A 12,367-nucleotide genomic window follows, 5' to 3' on the forward strand; every position below is an offset into this window, starting at 1 on the left:
CGATATATCAGCCGATCGAATACGGCTGGGTGAAATCGTCGGCGGGCATCGGGTCGTCCGTGACGGCGTCCACGCGGAGTTCGGTGACGGTGAGCGCGCCTCCGTGATTGTCCAGGAAAGCGATATCCGAGGCGTCGCGGCCGGTGGCGATGCGGACCATGGCGGGGCGCGGTGCCAGCCGGGTCGGGTCGAGCGTGTGCCACTCGCCCCGCACGTAAGCCTCTGCGACGCAATGGAAATCCATCGGGACGCAGCCCGGCGCGTAGACCGACGCGATGCGGGCCGGTACCCCGACCGCGCGTAACAGCGCCACCACCAGATGCGCGAAGTCGCGGCAGACGCCGGTGCCGGACAGCAGGGTCTCCACCGCGCCGTCGCTGGGATGACGGCCGTGTGCGACATAGCGCACCCGGCGGCCGACCCAGTCCGAGATTCGCGCGGGAATCTCCGGATCGTCCGCGCCGTAACCGAATTCGGCGGCGGCGTAGGCGAGCAGGCGATCCGATTCGGCGAATCGGCTGGGGCGCAGGTACAGCGACAGGTCGTACTCGGAGGCGGGCTCGGGATGCGCTGTGCCCGTGACGGTCGCGCGGTAGTGCGCGCGCACGGCACCCGCGGGCGACTCGACGATATGGATCCGGGTGCCGTGCGATCCCGCCACTTCACGCCATACGACCGGGTGGCCGTCGCGGGTGATCTCGAACGTCTCGAGAATGTCGAGGCCGGGCCGCCGCGCGACCGCGATCTGGAATTCCAGCACGGTGCGCGCGTGGACCTCGACGTCGAGACGAGTCGAGACGTCGCGCTTCATTCGTTCATTGTCGGGCCGGCCGGTGACCCGGGCCGGCGCTCCACCGCGGGTGTGTCGAGATCGTTGCCGATGATCGCCAGGACCGTATCGACGGACTGCTCGGCCAGGTGGTCGGTCAGCGGCAGATGCCCGAACAGCACCCGGTAGTACAGCGGGGCGGCGAGGGCGTCGAGGACGAAATCCATATCGATCCCGGAATCGACCTCGCCGCGGGCCATCGCGGAACGCAGTGCGGCGGCGGTGGTTTCGCGGCGCGGTTCGAAGACCCGCCGCCGGAAATCCGCGGCCAGCTCCGGATCCGAGGCGAGATCGGCGACCAGGGCGGGTAGCGCGCGGCCCAGCGCGGTCCCCGACAGCGCGCGAACCAGCGTCGACATGCCGCTGACGAGGTCGTCGCGCAGATCGCCGGTATCCGGCGTCGGCGTCAGGCCCAGATCGCGGGCGACGGCCTCCACGACCAGATGGCGCTTCGACGGCCAGCGCCGATACACGGCCGGGCGATGCACGCCCGCCCTGGTGGCCACCGATCCCATGGTGAGCCGTTGATATCCGACCTCGCCCAGCAGGTCGACCGCCGCGGCCAGAATCGCGTCGTCGATCCGGGCGTCCCGGGTACGAACCATGCCGAAACTCTAGAAGACGGGCCTGGGCGCCAGGACGATCCGCCAGCCGTCGGGATCCTCGAAGGTCAGCGCGCCGACGCCGGCCCAGTACGGGTTCTCCGCCTCGACCGGTTCGTGCCCGGCCGCAGCCAGGCGTTCTACCGCCTCGTACATCCGCGCGTCGCCGTGGAAGTACAGGACCAGCAGGTTCTCGGCGCTGGGCGCGGGACCCGGGCTGCCGTCGACGTGCGTGGTGAATTCCAGGTGGTACGCGACGCCGGGAAGTCCGACCATGACGCCGTCGTATCCGGCGTGGTTCTCGAACCGGTAGAGGACCGGCAGGCCGAGGATCCGGCCGTAGAAGTCCTCGATCTCGGGCAGCCGGTCGGTCGGCCGGGCCACCCGTACCTGGGCGACGTCGAGGCCGTTGGGCCAGGGGGTTGTGATTGTCATAGCTATAACGGTACGCCTTGTACTGTTATAAATGCTGTGTGATGTGCCGCAGTTTGCCGGGCTCGAGTATCAGGCGGACGGTGCGAATCCGGTTGTCGCCGTCCGTATCCAGCGAGAGCACCGCGTACACGGCGCCCCGCGCGGTCAGCACCGCACCCGGTCCGGCGTTGACCTCCGCCGGGCGCCAGGCGAGATCCGCGGGCCAGGCCCAGGTGACCGAGCACAGATATCCGGCGACGGCGGTCAGGCCGAGGACCGGCTCGCGGGGGGTCTCGGAGGCGCCGTCCGCGTCGGCGCAGAAGACGACGTCCGGGGCGAGCAACCGGGTGAGGGCGGTGAGGTCGCCGCCCGCGGCCGCGGTCAGGAATCGGTCGGTGAGTTCGCGATGATCGCGGCCGGTGGGCCGGTGGCGCGGCCGCCGCGCCTCGACGTGCTGCCGCGCGCGGTAGCCGAGCTGGCGGGTGGCGCGCTCGGTGCGGCCGAGCACCTCGGCGATCTCGGCGTGTCCGACACCGAACACCTCGTGCAGGACGAAGACGACGCGTTCGGCCGGATCCAGCGATTCCAGCACCACCAGGAGTGCCATCGAGACCGATTCCGCGCGTTCGGCATCCGTCTCGGGGCCGGTGAGCAGCGGTTCGGGCAGCCACGGCCCGATATAGGTCTCCCGGCGCGCCTTCGCCTTGCGCAGCTGATCGATGGCGAGCCGGGAGACCAGCCGGAACAGGTAGGCGCGCGGCCGCTCGACGGTGTCGTGATCGACCTCCCGCCAGCGCAGCCATGCCTCCTGCAGCACGTCCTCGGCCTCGGTGCGGCTGCCCAGCATGCGGTAGGCCGCCGCGAACAACTCTGGCCGGTGATGTTCGAACTCCACGCTCATATCCGTTCGACGTGACGGACGCGTCTCGCGTCACGCGTGACGCCGGCGATCCGGGATCCGTCCTACGGGGTGAACCCCGATCGAAAGGACCCGATTCCCATGACCGTCGCAGACCGGATCTCCCGTATCGACGCCAACCGCGCCGTGGTGCTCGAGCTGTACCGCCGCCTCGGCGCCGGCGACCTGGACGGCGCCTTCGCCCTGCTGCACGAGGACTTCGTCTCGCACAATCCGCGGGTGCCGCACGATCCGGAGCGATCGAGCGGCCGGCGAGCGTTCCGGGACTTCTTCGATACCCCCGCCGGGCGGTCGCTCGCCGCGGCGGATCAGGACGTGCTGCGCGTCGTCGCCGGCGACGACCTCGTCGCCGTGCACCTCCGGTCCACCGCGGCCGGCGCCGAGACCGCGATCGTCGACCTGCTTCTCGTGCGGGACGGGCTGATCGCCGAGCACTGGGATGTCGTGCAGCCGGTACCCGCCGCGCTGCCGCATCCACACGGAATGTTCTGAACCGCAGGAGTTTCCGGGCGTCAGGCCACGCCCGCGGGACTCCACACCCCGGTGGCGGCGGTGTCGCGGGCGTAGTCGGCGAAGTCGCGGGGCTTGCGGCCGAGTACCCGTTCCACCCCGTCGGCGGTGGCCGAGTTGCGGCCGTCCAGGACCGTGCCGAACAGGTAGTCGAGCAGGCTGATCTCCTCGGCCGGCACCTCGTAGGTGGTCAGCGCCGCGACGAAATCCGTGCGGGTGAGCGGCGTGAACGAGATGTCGCGGCCGGTGGCCCCGGCGATCGCGCCGACGGCCTCGGCGAAGGTCAGCGCGCGGGGACCGGTCAGCTCGTACACCTCGCCGGTGTGCCGGTCCTCGGTCAGCGCGGCGACCGCGGCCGCCGCGATATCGTCCGCATCGATGAACGGCTCGGGCACCGGGCCGGCGGGCAGGGCGACCTCGCCGATCCGGATGTAGTCGGCGAAGGCGCCCTCGCTGAAGTTCTGCGCGAACCAGCTGCAGCGCAGCACGGTCCACTCCAGGCCCGAATCCCGCACGATCCCTTCGCATTCGAGCGCCTCGGGCTCGCCGCGGCCGGACAGCAGCACCAGCCGCCGCACGCCGTGCCGCTGCGCGGCGAGGGTCAGCGCGTAGACGGCCTCCGGTGCGCCGGGGGCGGCGAGATCCGGCTGGTAGGCGAGGTACACGGCGGTCATGCCGTCGAGTGCCGCAGCCCAGGTACCGCGGTCGGTCCAGTCGAAAGGCACTGGCGCCGAGCGAGATCCGAGGCGCACGGGCACCGCGGCCGCCCGCAGCAGCGCGGCGACGCGGCTGCCGGTCTTACCGGTGCCGCCGAGTACGAGGACCGAGGTGTTCGTTGTCGTCATGCCTTCAGTACACCGGCGAACGGCTGGACGGAACATGGCCGAGAGGCGCAGGAACATTCGCGGGCGTCTACCGGCTTCCCGGGCCCGCCGCATCGTCCCTGGTCCGTCGCGTGCCCGGGTATGTGAGTCGTCACTACCCGGCGAGCCCGGACAAGGCGGGGCCGTAAGGTCGACTCATGGCCTCTCCGGAGTTGTCGAAGCTGGTGCAGTCGGTCGTCGAGCCGTATCTGCTGGACGGTCCGCGCCGGTACACCAGGGACGACGTCTCGCGGCAGTCCGGCGTGCCGCCGGAGCTGACCCGCCGGCTGTGGATCTCGCTGGGTTTCCCGGCGAATCCCGACGACGAGGCGATCGAGTACACCGACGGAGATATCCAGGCGGTCAACAACTTCCAGAGCCTGGCGGCCCTGGCGGCGACCGATCCGCGCCGCCAGTCGGGGGCGGCGCGGACCCTCGGTCAGTCGATGGCGCGCCTCGCCGAATGGCAGGTGGATCTGGTGGCCGAGGAAATCGTGGACCGGATCCGCGCGATCACGGCCGCCGATCCGGAGGCGGACGAGGTGGCGGTCGCGCAGGAGGCGACCGAGGAGGTCGTCTCCACGCTGCAGCAGCTCCAGGCCTATGCGTGGCGGCGGCATCTGGCGGCCGCGCTGGCCCGGTCGCTGGACGGTGACGGCAGCGGCGGCGACACCGTGCGGGAGCTGGCCGTGGGCTTCGCCGATATGGTCGGATACACGCGCCTGACCAGGCATCTCGATCCCGAGGAGCTCACCAGCCTGCTGGAGTCGTTCGAGACCGTCACCACCGAGGCGATCACCGGCAACGGTGGCTGGGTCATCAAGAACGTGGGCGACGAGGTCATGTTCTCCGCCGAGTCGGCGGTGGTCGGCGCGCGGATCGCGCTGGCGATCCAGGAGGCCACGCAGTCCGCCGGGACCACGCCCGATCTGCGGGTGGGATTGGCGTACGGCGATGTGCTGCAACGCTTCGGCGACCTGTACGGGTCGGTCGTCAACACGGCCGCGCGGCTGACCGGTGTGGCCCGGCCGGGCACCGTCCTGATCGATGACGGCGCGGCGGCACAGCTGGCGGGGGAGCCCGGATTCGCGCTGCGGCACCTGCGCAGCGTGCGGGTGCGGGGCATCAATCGGCTGCGGTCACACGTGCTGCGACGCGCCTGAACTCGGGCCGGTACGACCCCGGAAAGGCCGGAAAGACCTCGGAAATTAGGAGCGGGCCTCGGCGAAGGGGGGGAGTTAGCCGAGGCCCGCGTAGGGTCGGCCCGGGGGGGAGGGGCCGACGTGAATGATCCTACGCGACGATCCGCGATTGTGTGTGTATGAGGGCTGCCACTTTCGGAAAGTTTTTCCGGGCGGGAGTGTGGGGGCGTGCCGAGGGGTGCCGGGAGGGTGGTGGAGGGCACCTCCGTGCAGGCTCTGAAATGTTGGGGCGCAAAGGTTTACGTGTTTCTTCGAAGCCGCGCTCGGGAGGGGCTCGCCGCCGTCTGCGGGGCCGCCGTGGCGTATCCCACGTGCCCGAATCCGGGGCAACGCTCCCGATTGCCGGGATTTCCGGCGTGTCGATCGGAGGGCCCGCGCGACGGGGTGAGTACCGGTGTGCGGCCGAGAACGAGTAGTGCGCTACTCGGGATCGGGCGGGCCCGCCGCGCGACGATGTATTCGGCCGCATCCCGCCGGCACCCCCGAGCACCGCCGGATCCCCGGGATGCGGCCTCCTGCTGTCCGGACGTCGTCCCTGGCAGGGGGCGTTCGACCAGAGGTCGCGGCGCGGGATTAATCGCATGAACTTGTCGGTGCCCTGGGCAATACTGGGCACCGATCGATCAGGTCATTGCAGAATCCATCACGAACGGCAGGAGCATCATGCCCGACGCCATCATCGCCGAGGGTCTGGTCAAGAAGTACGGACGGCTGACCGCCCTCGACGGCCTCGACCTCACGGTGCCCGAGGGAACGGTCACCGCGCTGCTGGGCCCCAACGGCGCCGGCAAGACCACCACGGTCCGGGTGCTGACCACACTGCTCATCCCGGACGCCGGCCGCGCCACCGTCGCCGGCATCGATGTCCTGCGCGAACCACAGCGGCTGCGGGCGCATATCGGCGCCTCCGGCCAGTACGCGGCCGTCGACGAGTACCTCACCGGATTCGAGAATCTGGAGATGGTCGGGCGGCTGTACCACATGGGCGTGCAGCGCAGTAAGGACCGGGCCCGCGAGCTGCTCGACCGGTTCCGGCTCAGCGACGCCGCCGACCGGCCGGTCAAGGGGTATTCCGGCGGTATGCGCCGCCGCCTCGACCTGGCCGGGGCGCTGGTCGCCAACCCACCCGTGCTGTTCCTCGACGAGCCCACCACGGGCCTGGACCCGCGGGCCCGCCTGGACCTGTGGGACGTCATCGAGGAGCTGGTCGCCGGCGGCACCACCCTCCTGCTGACGACGCAGTACATGGAGGAAGCGGATCGGCTGGCCGACTCCATCGCGGTCATCGATCACGGCACGGTCATCGCCCGCGGCACCGCCGACGAGCTGAAGACGATGGTCGGCGGCGACCGCATCGAGCTGACCGTCGACCACGCCGACAGCCTCGCGGTGGCGCAGCAGGCCCTCGCCGCGCTCGCCGTCGGCGAGATCCACCTCGAGCCCGGGCTGCGCCGCATCACGGTCCCGGTCAGCGAGGGGTCGCAGGCGCTGGTGGACGCCATCGGCCGGCTGGCCGAGCACCGGGTCCGGATTCACGACGTCGGCCTGCGCCGCCCGTCCCTGGACGACGTATTCCTCACCCTGACCGGCCACGAGGCCGAGGAACTGATCAGCGAGAACGGCAAGGCCGACGGCGCGACCGCCGACCACGCCGGCGCGACGGAAGGACGAACCAGATGAGCACGGCCGCGGCCCTCGCCGATCAGCCCTCGCTCGGACAGCGCGTATCGATGGTCGTCAGCGACAGCCTGACCATCACCAAGCGGAATGTCATCAAGATCAGGCGCGTGCCCGACGTGCTGATCTTCTCGACACTGTCGCCGATCATGTTCGTGCTGTTGTTCGCGTACATCTTCGGCACCGCGATCGAGGTGCCGGGGCTGGAGGGCGGCTACCGGGAGTTCCTCATCGCGGGCATCTTCGCGCAGACCTCGGTATTCGGCGCCACCTTCACCGGGCTCAGCCTGGCCGAGGATATGCAGAAGGGCATCATCGACCGGTTCCGGTCGCTGCCGATGGCCCCGGTCGCGGTCCTCGTCGGCCGCACCGCCGCCGATGTCGTGATCAACGTGGTGAGCCTGGTGGTCATGTCCCTGACGGGTCTGGTCGTCGGCTGGCGGATTCGCGGATCGCTGCTCGACGCGGTGCTCGCCTATGTGCTGCTGTTGCTGTTCGCCTACGCGATCTCGTGGATCATGGCCGTGGTCGGCCTGATCGTGCGGGCGCCCGAGGTGTTCAACAATGCCAGCTTCATGGTCATCTTCCCGCTGACCTTCCTCGCCAACACCTTCGTACCGCTGGAGAAGCTGCCGGCGCCGCTGCGGGTGTTCGCGGAGTGGAATCCGGTCTCTGCGGTCACCCAGGCCACGCGCGAGCTGTTCGGGAATACGAGTCCGGCCTTCCCGCCGCCCGATGCCTGGCCGATGCAGCATCCGGTACTCACGACGCTCATCTGGGTGGCGGTGATCCTGGTGGTGTTCGTGCCGCTGGCGGTGCGGCAGTTCAAGCGCTCGGTCAGCCGCTGACGCTCGGCATGTCCGGCCACTGTGACCAGCGTTGCCTGCGCGACGAGCGCCGCTGTGCCACAGTGGTCGCATGCAGTTGGGGAGCTCTGGAAAGTCCGGCCGGTTGCGCAATCGGCTCATCGTCGCCGTCCTCGTCGGATTCGCGGGCAGCGCCGCCTGGGTGGCGGCCCGCCGCCGTCCCCAGCTCCCCGACCCCGCCGTCGAACCGCCGCGCCTGGGCTACTCGACCAACGGGTCGACCCCTCAACACGCCGCGCGGTTGCCGTAGCGGGCAGCGCCACGGCCCGCAGACGGCATGGCACGATGTTCCGCGTGACCTCACCGAATCAGACCGCCGTGGCGACCTTGCACACCACCCTCGGCGACATCAAGATCTCGCTCTTCGGTAACCATGCCCCGAAAACGGTGCGCAACTTCGTCGGCCTCGCCGACGGCACGGCGCCGTATACGGCGAAGAACGCGAGCGGTGGCGACACCGGTCCGTTCTACGACGGCAGCACCTTCCACCGCGTGATCGATGGGTTCATGATTCAAGGCGGCGACCCGACCGGTACTGGCCGCGGCGGTCCCGGGTACGAGTTCGGCGACGAGTTCCACCCGGAGCTGCGGTTCGATCGCGCGTACCTGCTCGCCATGGCCAATGCCGGGCCGGGGACCAACGGTTCGCAGTTCTTCATCACCGTCGGCCCGCAGCCGCACCTGAACCGCCGCCACACCATCTTCGGCGAGGTGGTGGACCCGGATTCGCGCAAGGTGGTCGACGCCATCGCCACCACCCCGACCGACCGCAACGAGCATCCGAAGGATCCGGTCGTCATCACCTCGATCACCATCGACTGAGTCCCATCGGAGTTTCGTGAATCCCCAGCCGCCCGCATCGACCTGCTTCCGCCATCCCGATCGGCCGACCGGCCTGGCATGCACCCGGTGCGGGCGGTCGGCCTGCCCGGAGTGCCTGCGCCCGGCGTCGGTCGGGCAGCACTGCGTGGAGTGCGTGCGCCAGGGGCAGGCCGACGTCCGGCCGGTGCGTACCGTGGCCGGCGCGCCCGCGTCGCAGCGCCCGGCGCCGTATCTGACCTATGCGCTGATCGCCCTCAACGTGGTCGTCTTCGCGATCACCGCGTCGCAGGCGCACAGCGTCGCGGCCAACCAGCGGTCGACGCTGTTCTACGACTGGGTGCTGGCCCCGCCCGCGGTGGCCGACGGTCAGTGGGTGCGGGTGCTCGGCTCCGGATTCCTGCACTACGGTCCGGTGCACCTGCTGGTCAATATGTTCGCGCTGTACATCCTCGGCCGCGACTGCGAGATGGTGCTCGGGCGGCTGCGATTCGCCGCGGTGTACCTGGCCTCGCTGCTCGGCGGGTCGGCCGCCGTCATGTGGCTGGCGCAGGATTCGGCGACCGCGGGCGCGTCCGGGGCGATCTACGGCCTGTTCGGCGCGATGACGGTGATCCTGTTGCGGTTGCGGCAGAGTCCCACGCAGATGCTGGTCCTGATCGTGATCAACCTGATCATCAGCGTGTCCCTGCCGGGCATCTCGCTGTGGGGTCACCTCGGCGGACTGGCCGCGGGCACCCTCGCCGCGGCGGGCATACTCTTCCTCCCGCAGTGGCTGACGACCAAGTCGCCACAGGGGGCCCGGACCACCGGCTGGGTCGCGGTAGGGGGCGTGATCGTGGTGTCGGTGCTGCTGATCGTCGCCGCGGCGGCGTCGCTGTCGGCCTGAGACCGGGAGTTATTCGCGCACCAGACCCTGGGCGATCATCGCGTCGAGCACGTCCTGGGGATGCGTGCCGAGATCCCAGCGGCCGAAGATCAGCAGCCGGTCGTTGCCGTCGTGCTCGACGTCGATCTCCAGATTGGGCACCTTCCGGCCGAGCCGCCGGAAACCCACGACCCGCGCCCGCAGGATCCGGTCCCGTGAATATTCCACCGGGCCGAACAGGCCGCGCACGACGAGTACGGGCGCGGCGCCGGGAACGATGCTCAGCCGTGGCCGCTGGCGCAGCCCCAGCGCGGTGAGGCCCAGCAGCAGTACCGCCGCGATCCCCACCAGCAGCCTGCTGGGCGCGTCACCTGCGAAGACGGCGGCCACCACCAGGGCCACGCCGCCGAGCGCCGTCACCACGAGCGCGGCGGGCGGAGTGGACCAGGCGAGCCGGGCCGTCGAATCGGGTGCGGTCACGGTCCCCCATCGTTCCTCGAGTTGTCCACAGATTCATCCACAAGTGTGCATGAATAACATCGGTGTAGTGCCGGTCAGCGCCACCGCATGGTCATGATCAGGCCGATGACCATCAGCCCGAAGCCGATCAGGAAGTTCCAGGCGTTGAGATCGGCCATCCACGTGATCTTGTCGTTGGCCAGGTAGTACACCAGCAGCCACACCAGCCCGGCCAGCATGAAGCCGAGCATGATCGTGACGTACCAGACCGGTGACGGGCCGCCCTTGACCTTGACCGGGGTGCGGCTGGCGGGGTTGATCGCGTAATCGGTCTTCTTGCGGCGGACCTTCGACTTGGGCATGACGTCCTCGTATTCGGCGTACAGGTCGTACCGGCGGGGGCATGCTGCCGCGCCTTCCGGTCTGACTAAAGGCTATCCCAGCTGGGTATACCCGGGCGGGTCAGGACCGTTGCCACGGGTCTCACCAGGTATTCCCGCGACGGCGGTGCGACACGCAACGTACTCTCGAACCATGCGTGTACTCGTCGTCGACAACTACGACAGCTTCGTGTTCAACCTGGTCCAGTACCTGGGGCAGCTGGGCGCCGAGGCGACCGTCTGGCGCAACGACGATCCCCAGCTGGCGAATACCGACGAGGTCGTCACCGGATTCGACGGCGTGTTGATCAGCCCCGGCCCCGGTACTCCGGACCGCGCGGGCAAGAGCATCGACCTGGTCCACGGGTGCGCCGCGCACCGCGTCCCGCTGCTCGGCGTCTGCCTCGGGCATCAGGCCATCGGCGCGGCCTTCGGCGGCACCGTCACCCGTGCTCCCGAACTGCTGCACGGCAAGACCAGTTCGGTATTTCACACCGGCGCAGGCGTACTCGCGGGTCTGCCGGATCCCTTCACCGCGACCCGCTACCACTCGCTGACCGTGCTCGAGGACACGCTGCCCGCCGATATCGAGGTGGTCGGCCGCACCGAGAGCGGCATCGTCATGGGGATGCGCCACCGCACCCTGCCGATCCACGGCGTGCAGTTCCATCCCGAGTCGGTGCTCACCCAGGGCGGCCATCGGATGCTGGCGAACTGGCTCGAGGTGTGCGGCGAACGTCCCGCCGAGGCGCTGGTCCGGCAGCTGGAGTCCGAGGTCGCGGCGCTCGTCTGAGTCGGGGGAGGAGCGAGCGTGAGGCCGTATGTCCTGCTGTCGGCCGCGGTGAGCGTCGACGGCTACCTCGACGATGCGAGCCCCGAACGCCTCCTGCTGTCGAATCCGGAGGACTTCGATCGGGTCGACGCCGTGCGCGCCGACTCCGACGCCGTGCTCGCCGGCGCCGAGACGCTGCGCCGGGACAACCCGCGGCTGCTGGTCCGCGACGACGCCCGCCGCGCGCGCCGGGTGTCCGCGGGTAAGCCCGAGCATCCGCTGAAGGTCACGCTCACCGGTAGCGGAGACCTGGACCCCGGACTCCGCTTCTTCCACACCGGGGGCGAGAAGGTCGTCTACACCACGGACTCCGGCGTGGCCCGACTCGGTGACCGGCTCGCGGGCCTGGCCGACGTCGTATCCCTGGGCGGCACAGTGGATTTCCCCGCGCTGCTCGACGACCTCGGCCGCCGTGGCGTGCACCGCCTCATGGTGGAGGGCGGCGGCCACATCCACACCGCGTTCCTCGCGGGCGGGCTGGCCGACGAACTGCTGCTGGCCGTGGCGCCGGTGCTGGTCGGCGCGTCCGGGGCCCCGCGGTTCCTGCGGCCGGCCGACTTCCCGGGCGGATCGCGGCGCAGAATGGGACTGGCGGACGTCGGCCGCGTCGGCGACGTCGCCCTGCTGCGCTACCTGCCGAGGCAGACCGACGAAGGGCCACACGAGAGGGAAAAACCGCAGTGACACACCGGTTCTGGATGCGTCATGCGATCGAGCTGGCCCGGTTGTGCCCGCGCAGCCCGACCGCCTTCTCGGTCGGCGCGGTCGTCGTCGGCGCCGACGGAGTCGAACTGGCGCACGGGTTCTCGCGCGAATCCGACGAGAAGGTGCACGCCGAGGAATCCGCGCTGAACAAACTCGGCGACGACCCCCGGCTGGCGCAGGCCACCATCTACAGCACCCTGGAGCCCTGCTCCCGCCGCGCCACCGCCACCCGCCCGCCGTGCACCGACCGCATCCTGTCCGCCGGCCTCGCGCGCGTGGTCATCGCCTGGCGCGAACCGGCGACCTTCGTCGAGAACTGCGTGGGTGTGGAGAAACTGCGTGAGCACGGGGTCGAGGTGATCGAACTCCCCGACCTGGCCGCCGAGGCCATGTCGATGAACCGCCACCTCGACCTGTCGTAG

17 protein-coding genes are annotated in these 12,367 nt (G+C 70.0%); 10 read left to right on the forward strand and 7 right to left on the reverse strand.

What is annotated here, in order from left to right:
- Positions 1 to 7 precede the first annotated feature (7 nt).
- From ON41_RS01320 to sigJ, 4 genes are read right to left on the reverse strand one after another with little or no spacing between them, the layout of a single operon-like run.
- Positions 8 to 811, reverse strand: a complete 804-nt coding sequence (locus ON41_RS01320) for a transglutaminase-like domain-containing protein (protein WP_040744252.1) — start codon at positions 809 to 811, stop codon at positions 8 to 10.
- Positions 808 to 1,434 (reverse strand): TetR/AcrR family transcriptional regulator, encoded by a 627-nt coding sequence (locus ON41_RS01325; RefSeq protein WP_083905049.1) that lies wholly within the window; start codon positions 1,432 to 1,434, stop codon positions 808 to 810. The genes ON41_RS01320 and ON41_RS01325 overlap by 4 nt, the downstream gene beginning before the upstream one ends.
- A 9-nt stretch (positions 1,435 to 1,443) precedes the next feature.
- Positions 1,444 to 1,866: a VOC family protein gene (locus tag ON41_RS01330; RefSeq protein ID WP_040744254.1), complete on the reverse strand. Its 423-nt coding sequence runs from the start codon at positions 1,864 to 1,866 to the stop codon at positions 1,444 to 1,446.
- Between the two features lie 25 nt (positions 1,867 to 1,891).
- Complete coding sequence (sigJ, locus tag ON41_RS01335) at positions 1,892 to 2,740, reverse strand: RNA polymerase sigma factor SigJ (protein ID WP_218003326.1); 849 nt, start codon at positions 2,738 to 2,740, stop codon at positions 1,892 to 1,894.
- A 105-nt stretch (positions 2,741 to 2,845) separates the two neighbouring features.
- Here sigJ and ON41_RS01340 point away from each other — a divergent pair, with 105 nt between their 5' ends.
- Positions 2,846 to 3,256, forward strand: coding sequence for a nuclear transport factor 2 family protein (locus tag ON41_RS01340; protein ID WP_083905073.1), 411 nt, complete (start codon positions 2,846 to 2,848; stop codon positions 3,254 to 3,256).
- A 20-nt stretch (positions 3,257 to 3,276) separates the two neighbouring features.
- On the opposite strand, the gene ON41_RS01345 is transcribed toward ON41_RS01340, so the two are convergent.
- Positions 3,277 to 4,119 (reverse strand): NAD(P)H-binding protein, encoded by an 843-nt coding sequence (locus ON41_RS01345; protein ID WP_040744257.1) that lies wholly within the window; start codon positions 4,117 to 4,119, stop codon positions 3,277 to 3,279.
- Between the two features lie 176 nt (positions 4,120 to 4,295).
- Here ON41_RS01345 and ON41_RS01350 point away from each other — a divergent pair, with 176 nt between their 5' ends.
- From ON41_RS01350 to ON41_RS01375, 6 genes are all read left to right on the forward strand, one after another.
- Positions 4,296 to 5,300 carry an adenylate/guanylate cyclase domain-containing protein gene (locus ON41_RS01350; RefSeq protein ID WP_040744259.1) on the forward strand — a complete coding sequence of 335 codons (1,005 nt, stop codon included), beginning with the start codon at positions 4,296 to 4,298 and terminating at the stop codon, positions 5,298 to 5,300.
- A gap of 702 nt (positions 5,301 to 6,002) precedes the next feature.
- A complete protein-coding gene (locus ON41_RS01355; protein WP_040744260.1) occupies positions 6,003 to 7,019 on the forward strand; it encodes a daunorubicin resistance protein DrrA family ABC transporter ATP-binding protein in 1,017 nt (338 codons plus the stop codon).
- On the forward strand, positions 7,016 to 7,864 hold the full coding sequence (locus ON41_RS01360; protein ID WP_051160842.1) for an ABC transporter permease: 849 nt from the start codon (positions 7,016 to 7,018) through the stop codon (positions 7,862 to 7,864). The genes ON41_RS01355 and ON41_RS01360 overlap by 4 nt, the downstream gene beginning before the upstream one ends.
- 70 nt (positions 7,865 to 7,934) lie before the next feature.
- Positions 7,935 to 8,132 (forward strand): hypothetical protein, encoded by a 198-nt coding sequence (locus ON41_RS01365; RefSeq protein ID WP_040744262.1) that lies wholly within the window; start codon positions 7,935 to 7,937, stop codon positions 8,130 to 8,132.
- A gap of 44 nt (positions 8,133 to 8,176) precedes the next feature.
- Positions 8,177 to 8,704: a peptidylprolyl isomerase gene (locus ON41_RS01370; protein ID WP_040744557.1), complete on the forward strand. Its 528-nt coding sequence runs from the start codon at positions 8,177 to 8,179 to the stop codon at positions 8,702 to 8,704.
- A gap of 16 nt (positions 8,705 to 8,720) precedes the next feature.
- Positions 8,721 to 9,590: a rhomboid family intramembrane serine protease gene (locus ON41_RS01375; RefSeq protein ID WP_040744264.1), complete on the forward strand. Its 870-nt coding sequence runs from the start codon at positions 8,721 to 8,723 to the stop codon at positions 9,588 to 9,590.
- Between the two features lie 9 nt (positions 9,591 to 9,599).
- Here the strand turns inward: ON41_RS01375 and ON41_RS01380 are convergent, their stop codons facing one another.
- Both ON41_RS01380 and crgA read right to left on the reverse strand, forming a co-directional pair.
- The gene (locus ON41_RS01380) at positions 9,600 to 10,049 is read right to left on the reverse strand and encodes a PH domain-containing protein (protein ID WP_040744265.1); all 450 of its coding nucleotides are present in this window, start codon (positions 10,047 to 10,049) and stop codon (positions 9,600 to 9,602) included.
- A 74-nt stretch (positions 10,050 to 10,123) separates the two neighbouring features.
- Positions 10,124 to 10,390 carry a cell division protein CrgA gene (gene crgA / locus ON41_RS01385; RefSeq protein WP_040744267.1) on the reverse strand — a complete coding sequence of 89 codons (267 nt, stop codon included), beginning with the start codon at positions 10,388 to 10,390 and terminating at the stop codon, positions 10,124 to 10,126.
- 172 nt (positions 10,391 to 10,562) lie between these two features.
- Between crgA and ON41_RS01390 the strand changes: the two genes are divergently transcribed.
- Genes ON41_RS01390 through ON41_RS01400 form a run of 3 tightly spaced genes read left to right on the forward strand, consistent with a single transcriptional unit; the run spans position 10,563 to position 12,367 of the window.
- Entirely contained in the window at positions 10,563 to 11,201 is a 639-nt protein-coding gene (locus ON41_RS01390) for an aminodeoxychorismate/anthranilate synthase component II (protein WP_040744268.1), read from the forward strand.
- 18 nt (positions 11,202 to 11,219) lie between these two features.
- Positions 11,220 to 11,924, forward strand: a complete 705-nt coding sequence (locus ON41_RS01395) for a RibD family protein (RefSeq protein ID WP_040744270.1) — start codon at positions 11,220 to 11,222, stop codon at positions 11,922 to 11,924.
- 14 nt (positions 11,925 to 11,938) lie between these two features.
- Entirely contained in the window at positions 11,939 to 12,367 is a 429-nt protein-coding gene (locus ON41_RS01400; RefSeq protein WP_051160872.1) for a dCMP deaminase, read from the forward strand.

The organism is Nocardia transvalensis NBRC 15921 (assembly GCF_000308875.1).
Taxonomy (GTDB): domain Bacteria; phylum Actinomycetota; class Actinomycetes; order Mycobacteriales; family Mycobacteriaceae; genus Nocardia; species Nocardia transvalensis.

Coding starts and splice junctions, on each gene's coding strand:
- ON41_RS01320 (WP_040744252.1), bottom strand. CDS start 811: ATGAAGCGCGACGTCTCGACTCGTCTCGACGTCGAGGTCCACGCGCGC.
- ON41_RS01325 (WP_083905049.1), bottom strand. CDS start 1,434: ATGGTTCGTACCCGGGACGCCCGGATCGACGACGCGATTCTGGCCGCG.
- ON41_RS01330 (WP_040744254.1), bottom strand. CDS start 1,866: ATGACAATCACAACCCCCTGGCCCAACGGCCTCGACGTCGCCCAGGTA.
- ON41_RS01340 (WP_083905073.1), top strand. CDS start 2,846: ATGACCGTCGCAGACCGGATCTCCCGTATCGACGCCAACCGCGCCGTG.
- ON41_RS01345 (WP_040744257.1), bottom strand. CDS start 4,119: ATGACGACAACGAACACCTCGGTCCTCGTACTCGGCGGCACCGGTAAG.
- ON41_RS01350 (WP_040744259.1), top strand. CDS start 4,296: ATGGCCTCTCCGGAGTTGTCGAAGCTGGTGCAGTCGGTCGTCGAGCCG.
- ON41_RS01355 (WP_040744260.1), top strand. CDS start 6,003: ATGCCCGACGCCATCATCGCCGAGGGTCTGGTCAAGAAGTACGGACGG.
- ON41_RS01360 (WP_051160842.1), top strand. CDS start 7,016: ATGAGCACGGCCGCGGCCCTCGCCGATCAGCCCTCGCTCGGACAGCGC.
- ON41_RS01365 (WP_040744262.1), top strand. CDS start 7,935: ATGCAGTTGGGGAGCTCTGGAAAGTCCGGCCGGTTGCGCAATCGGCTC.
- crgA (WP_040744267.1), bottom strand. CDS start 10,390: ATGCCCAAGTCGAAGGTCCGCCGCAAGAAGACCGATTACGCGATCAAC.
- ON41_RS01390 (WP_040744268.1), top strand. CDS start 10,563: ATGCGTGTACTCGTCGTCGACAACTACGACAGCTTCGTGTTCAACCTG.
- ON41_RS01400 (WP_051160872.1), top strand. CDS start 11,939: ATGCGTCATGCGATCGAGCTGGCCCGGTTGTGCCCGCGCAGCCCGACC.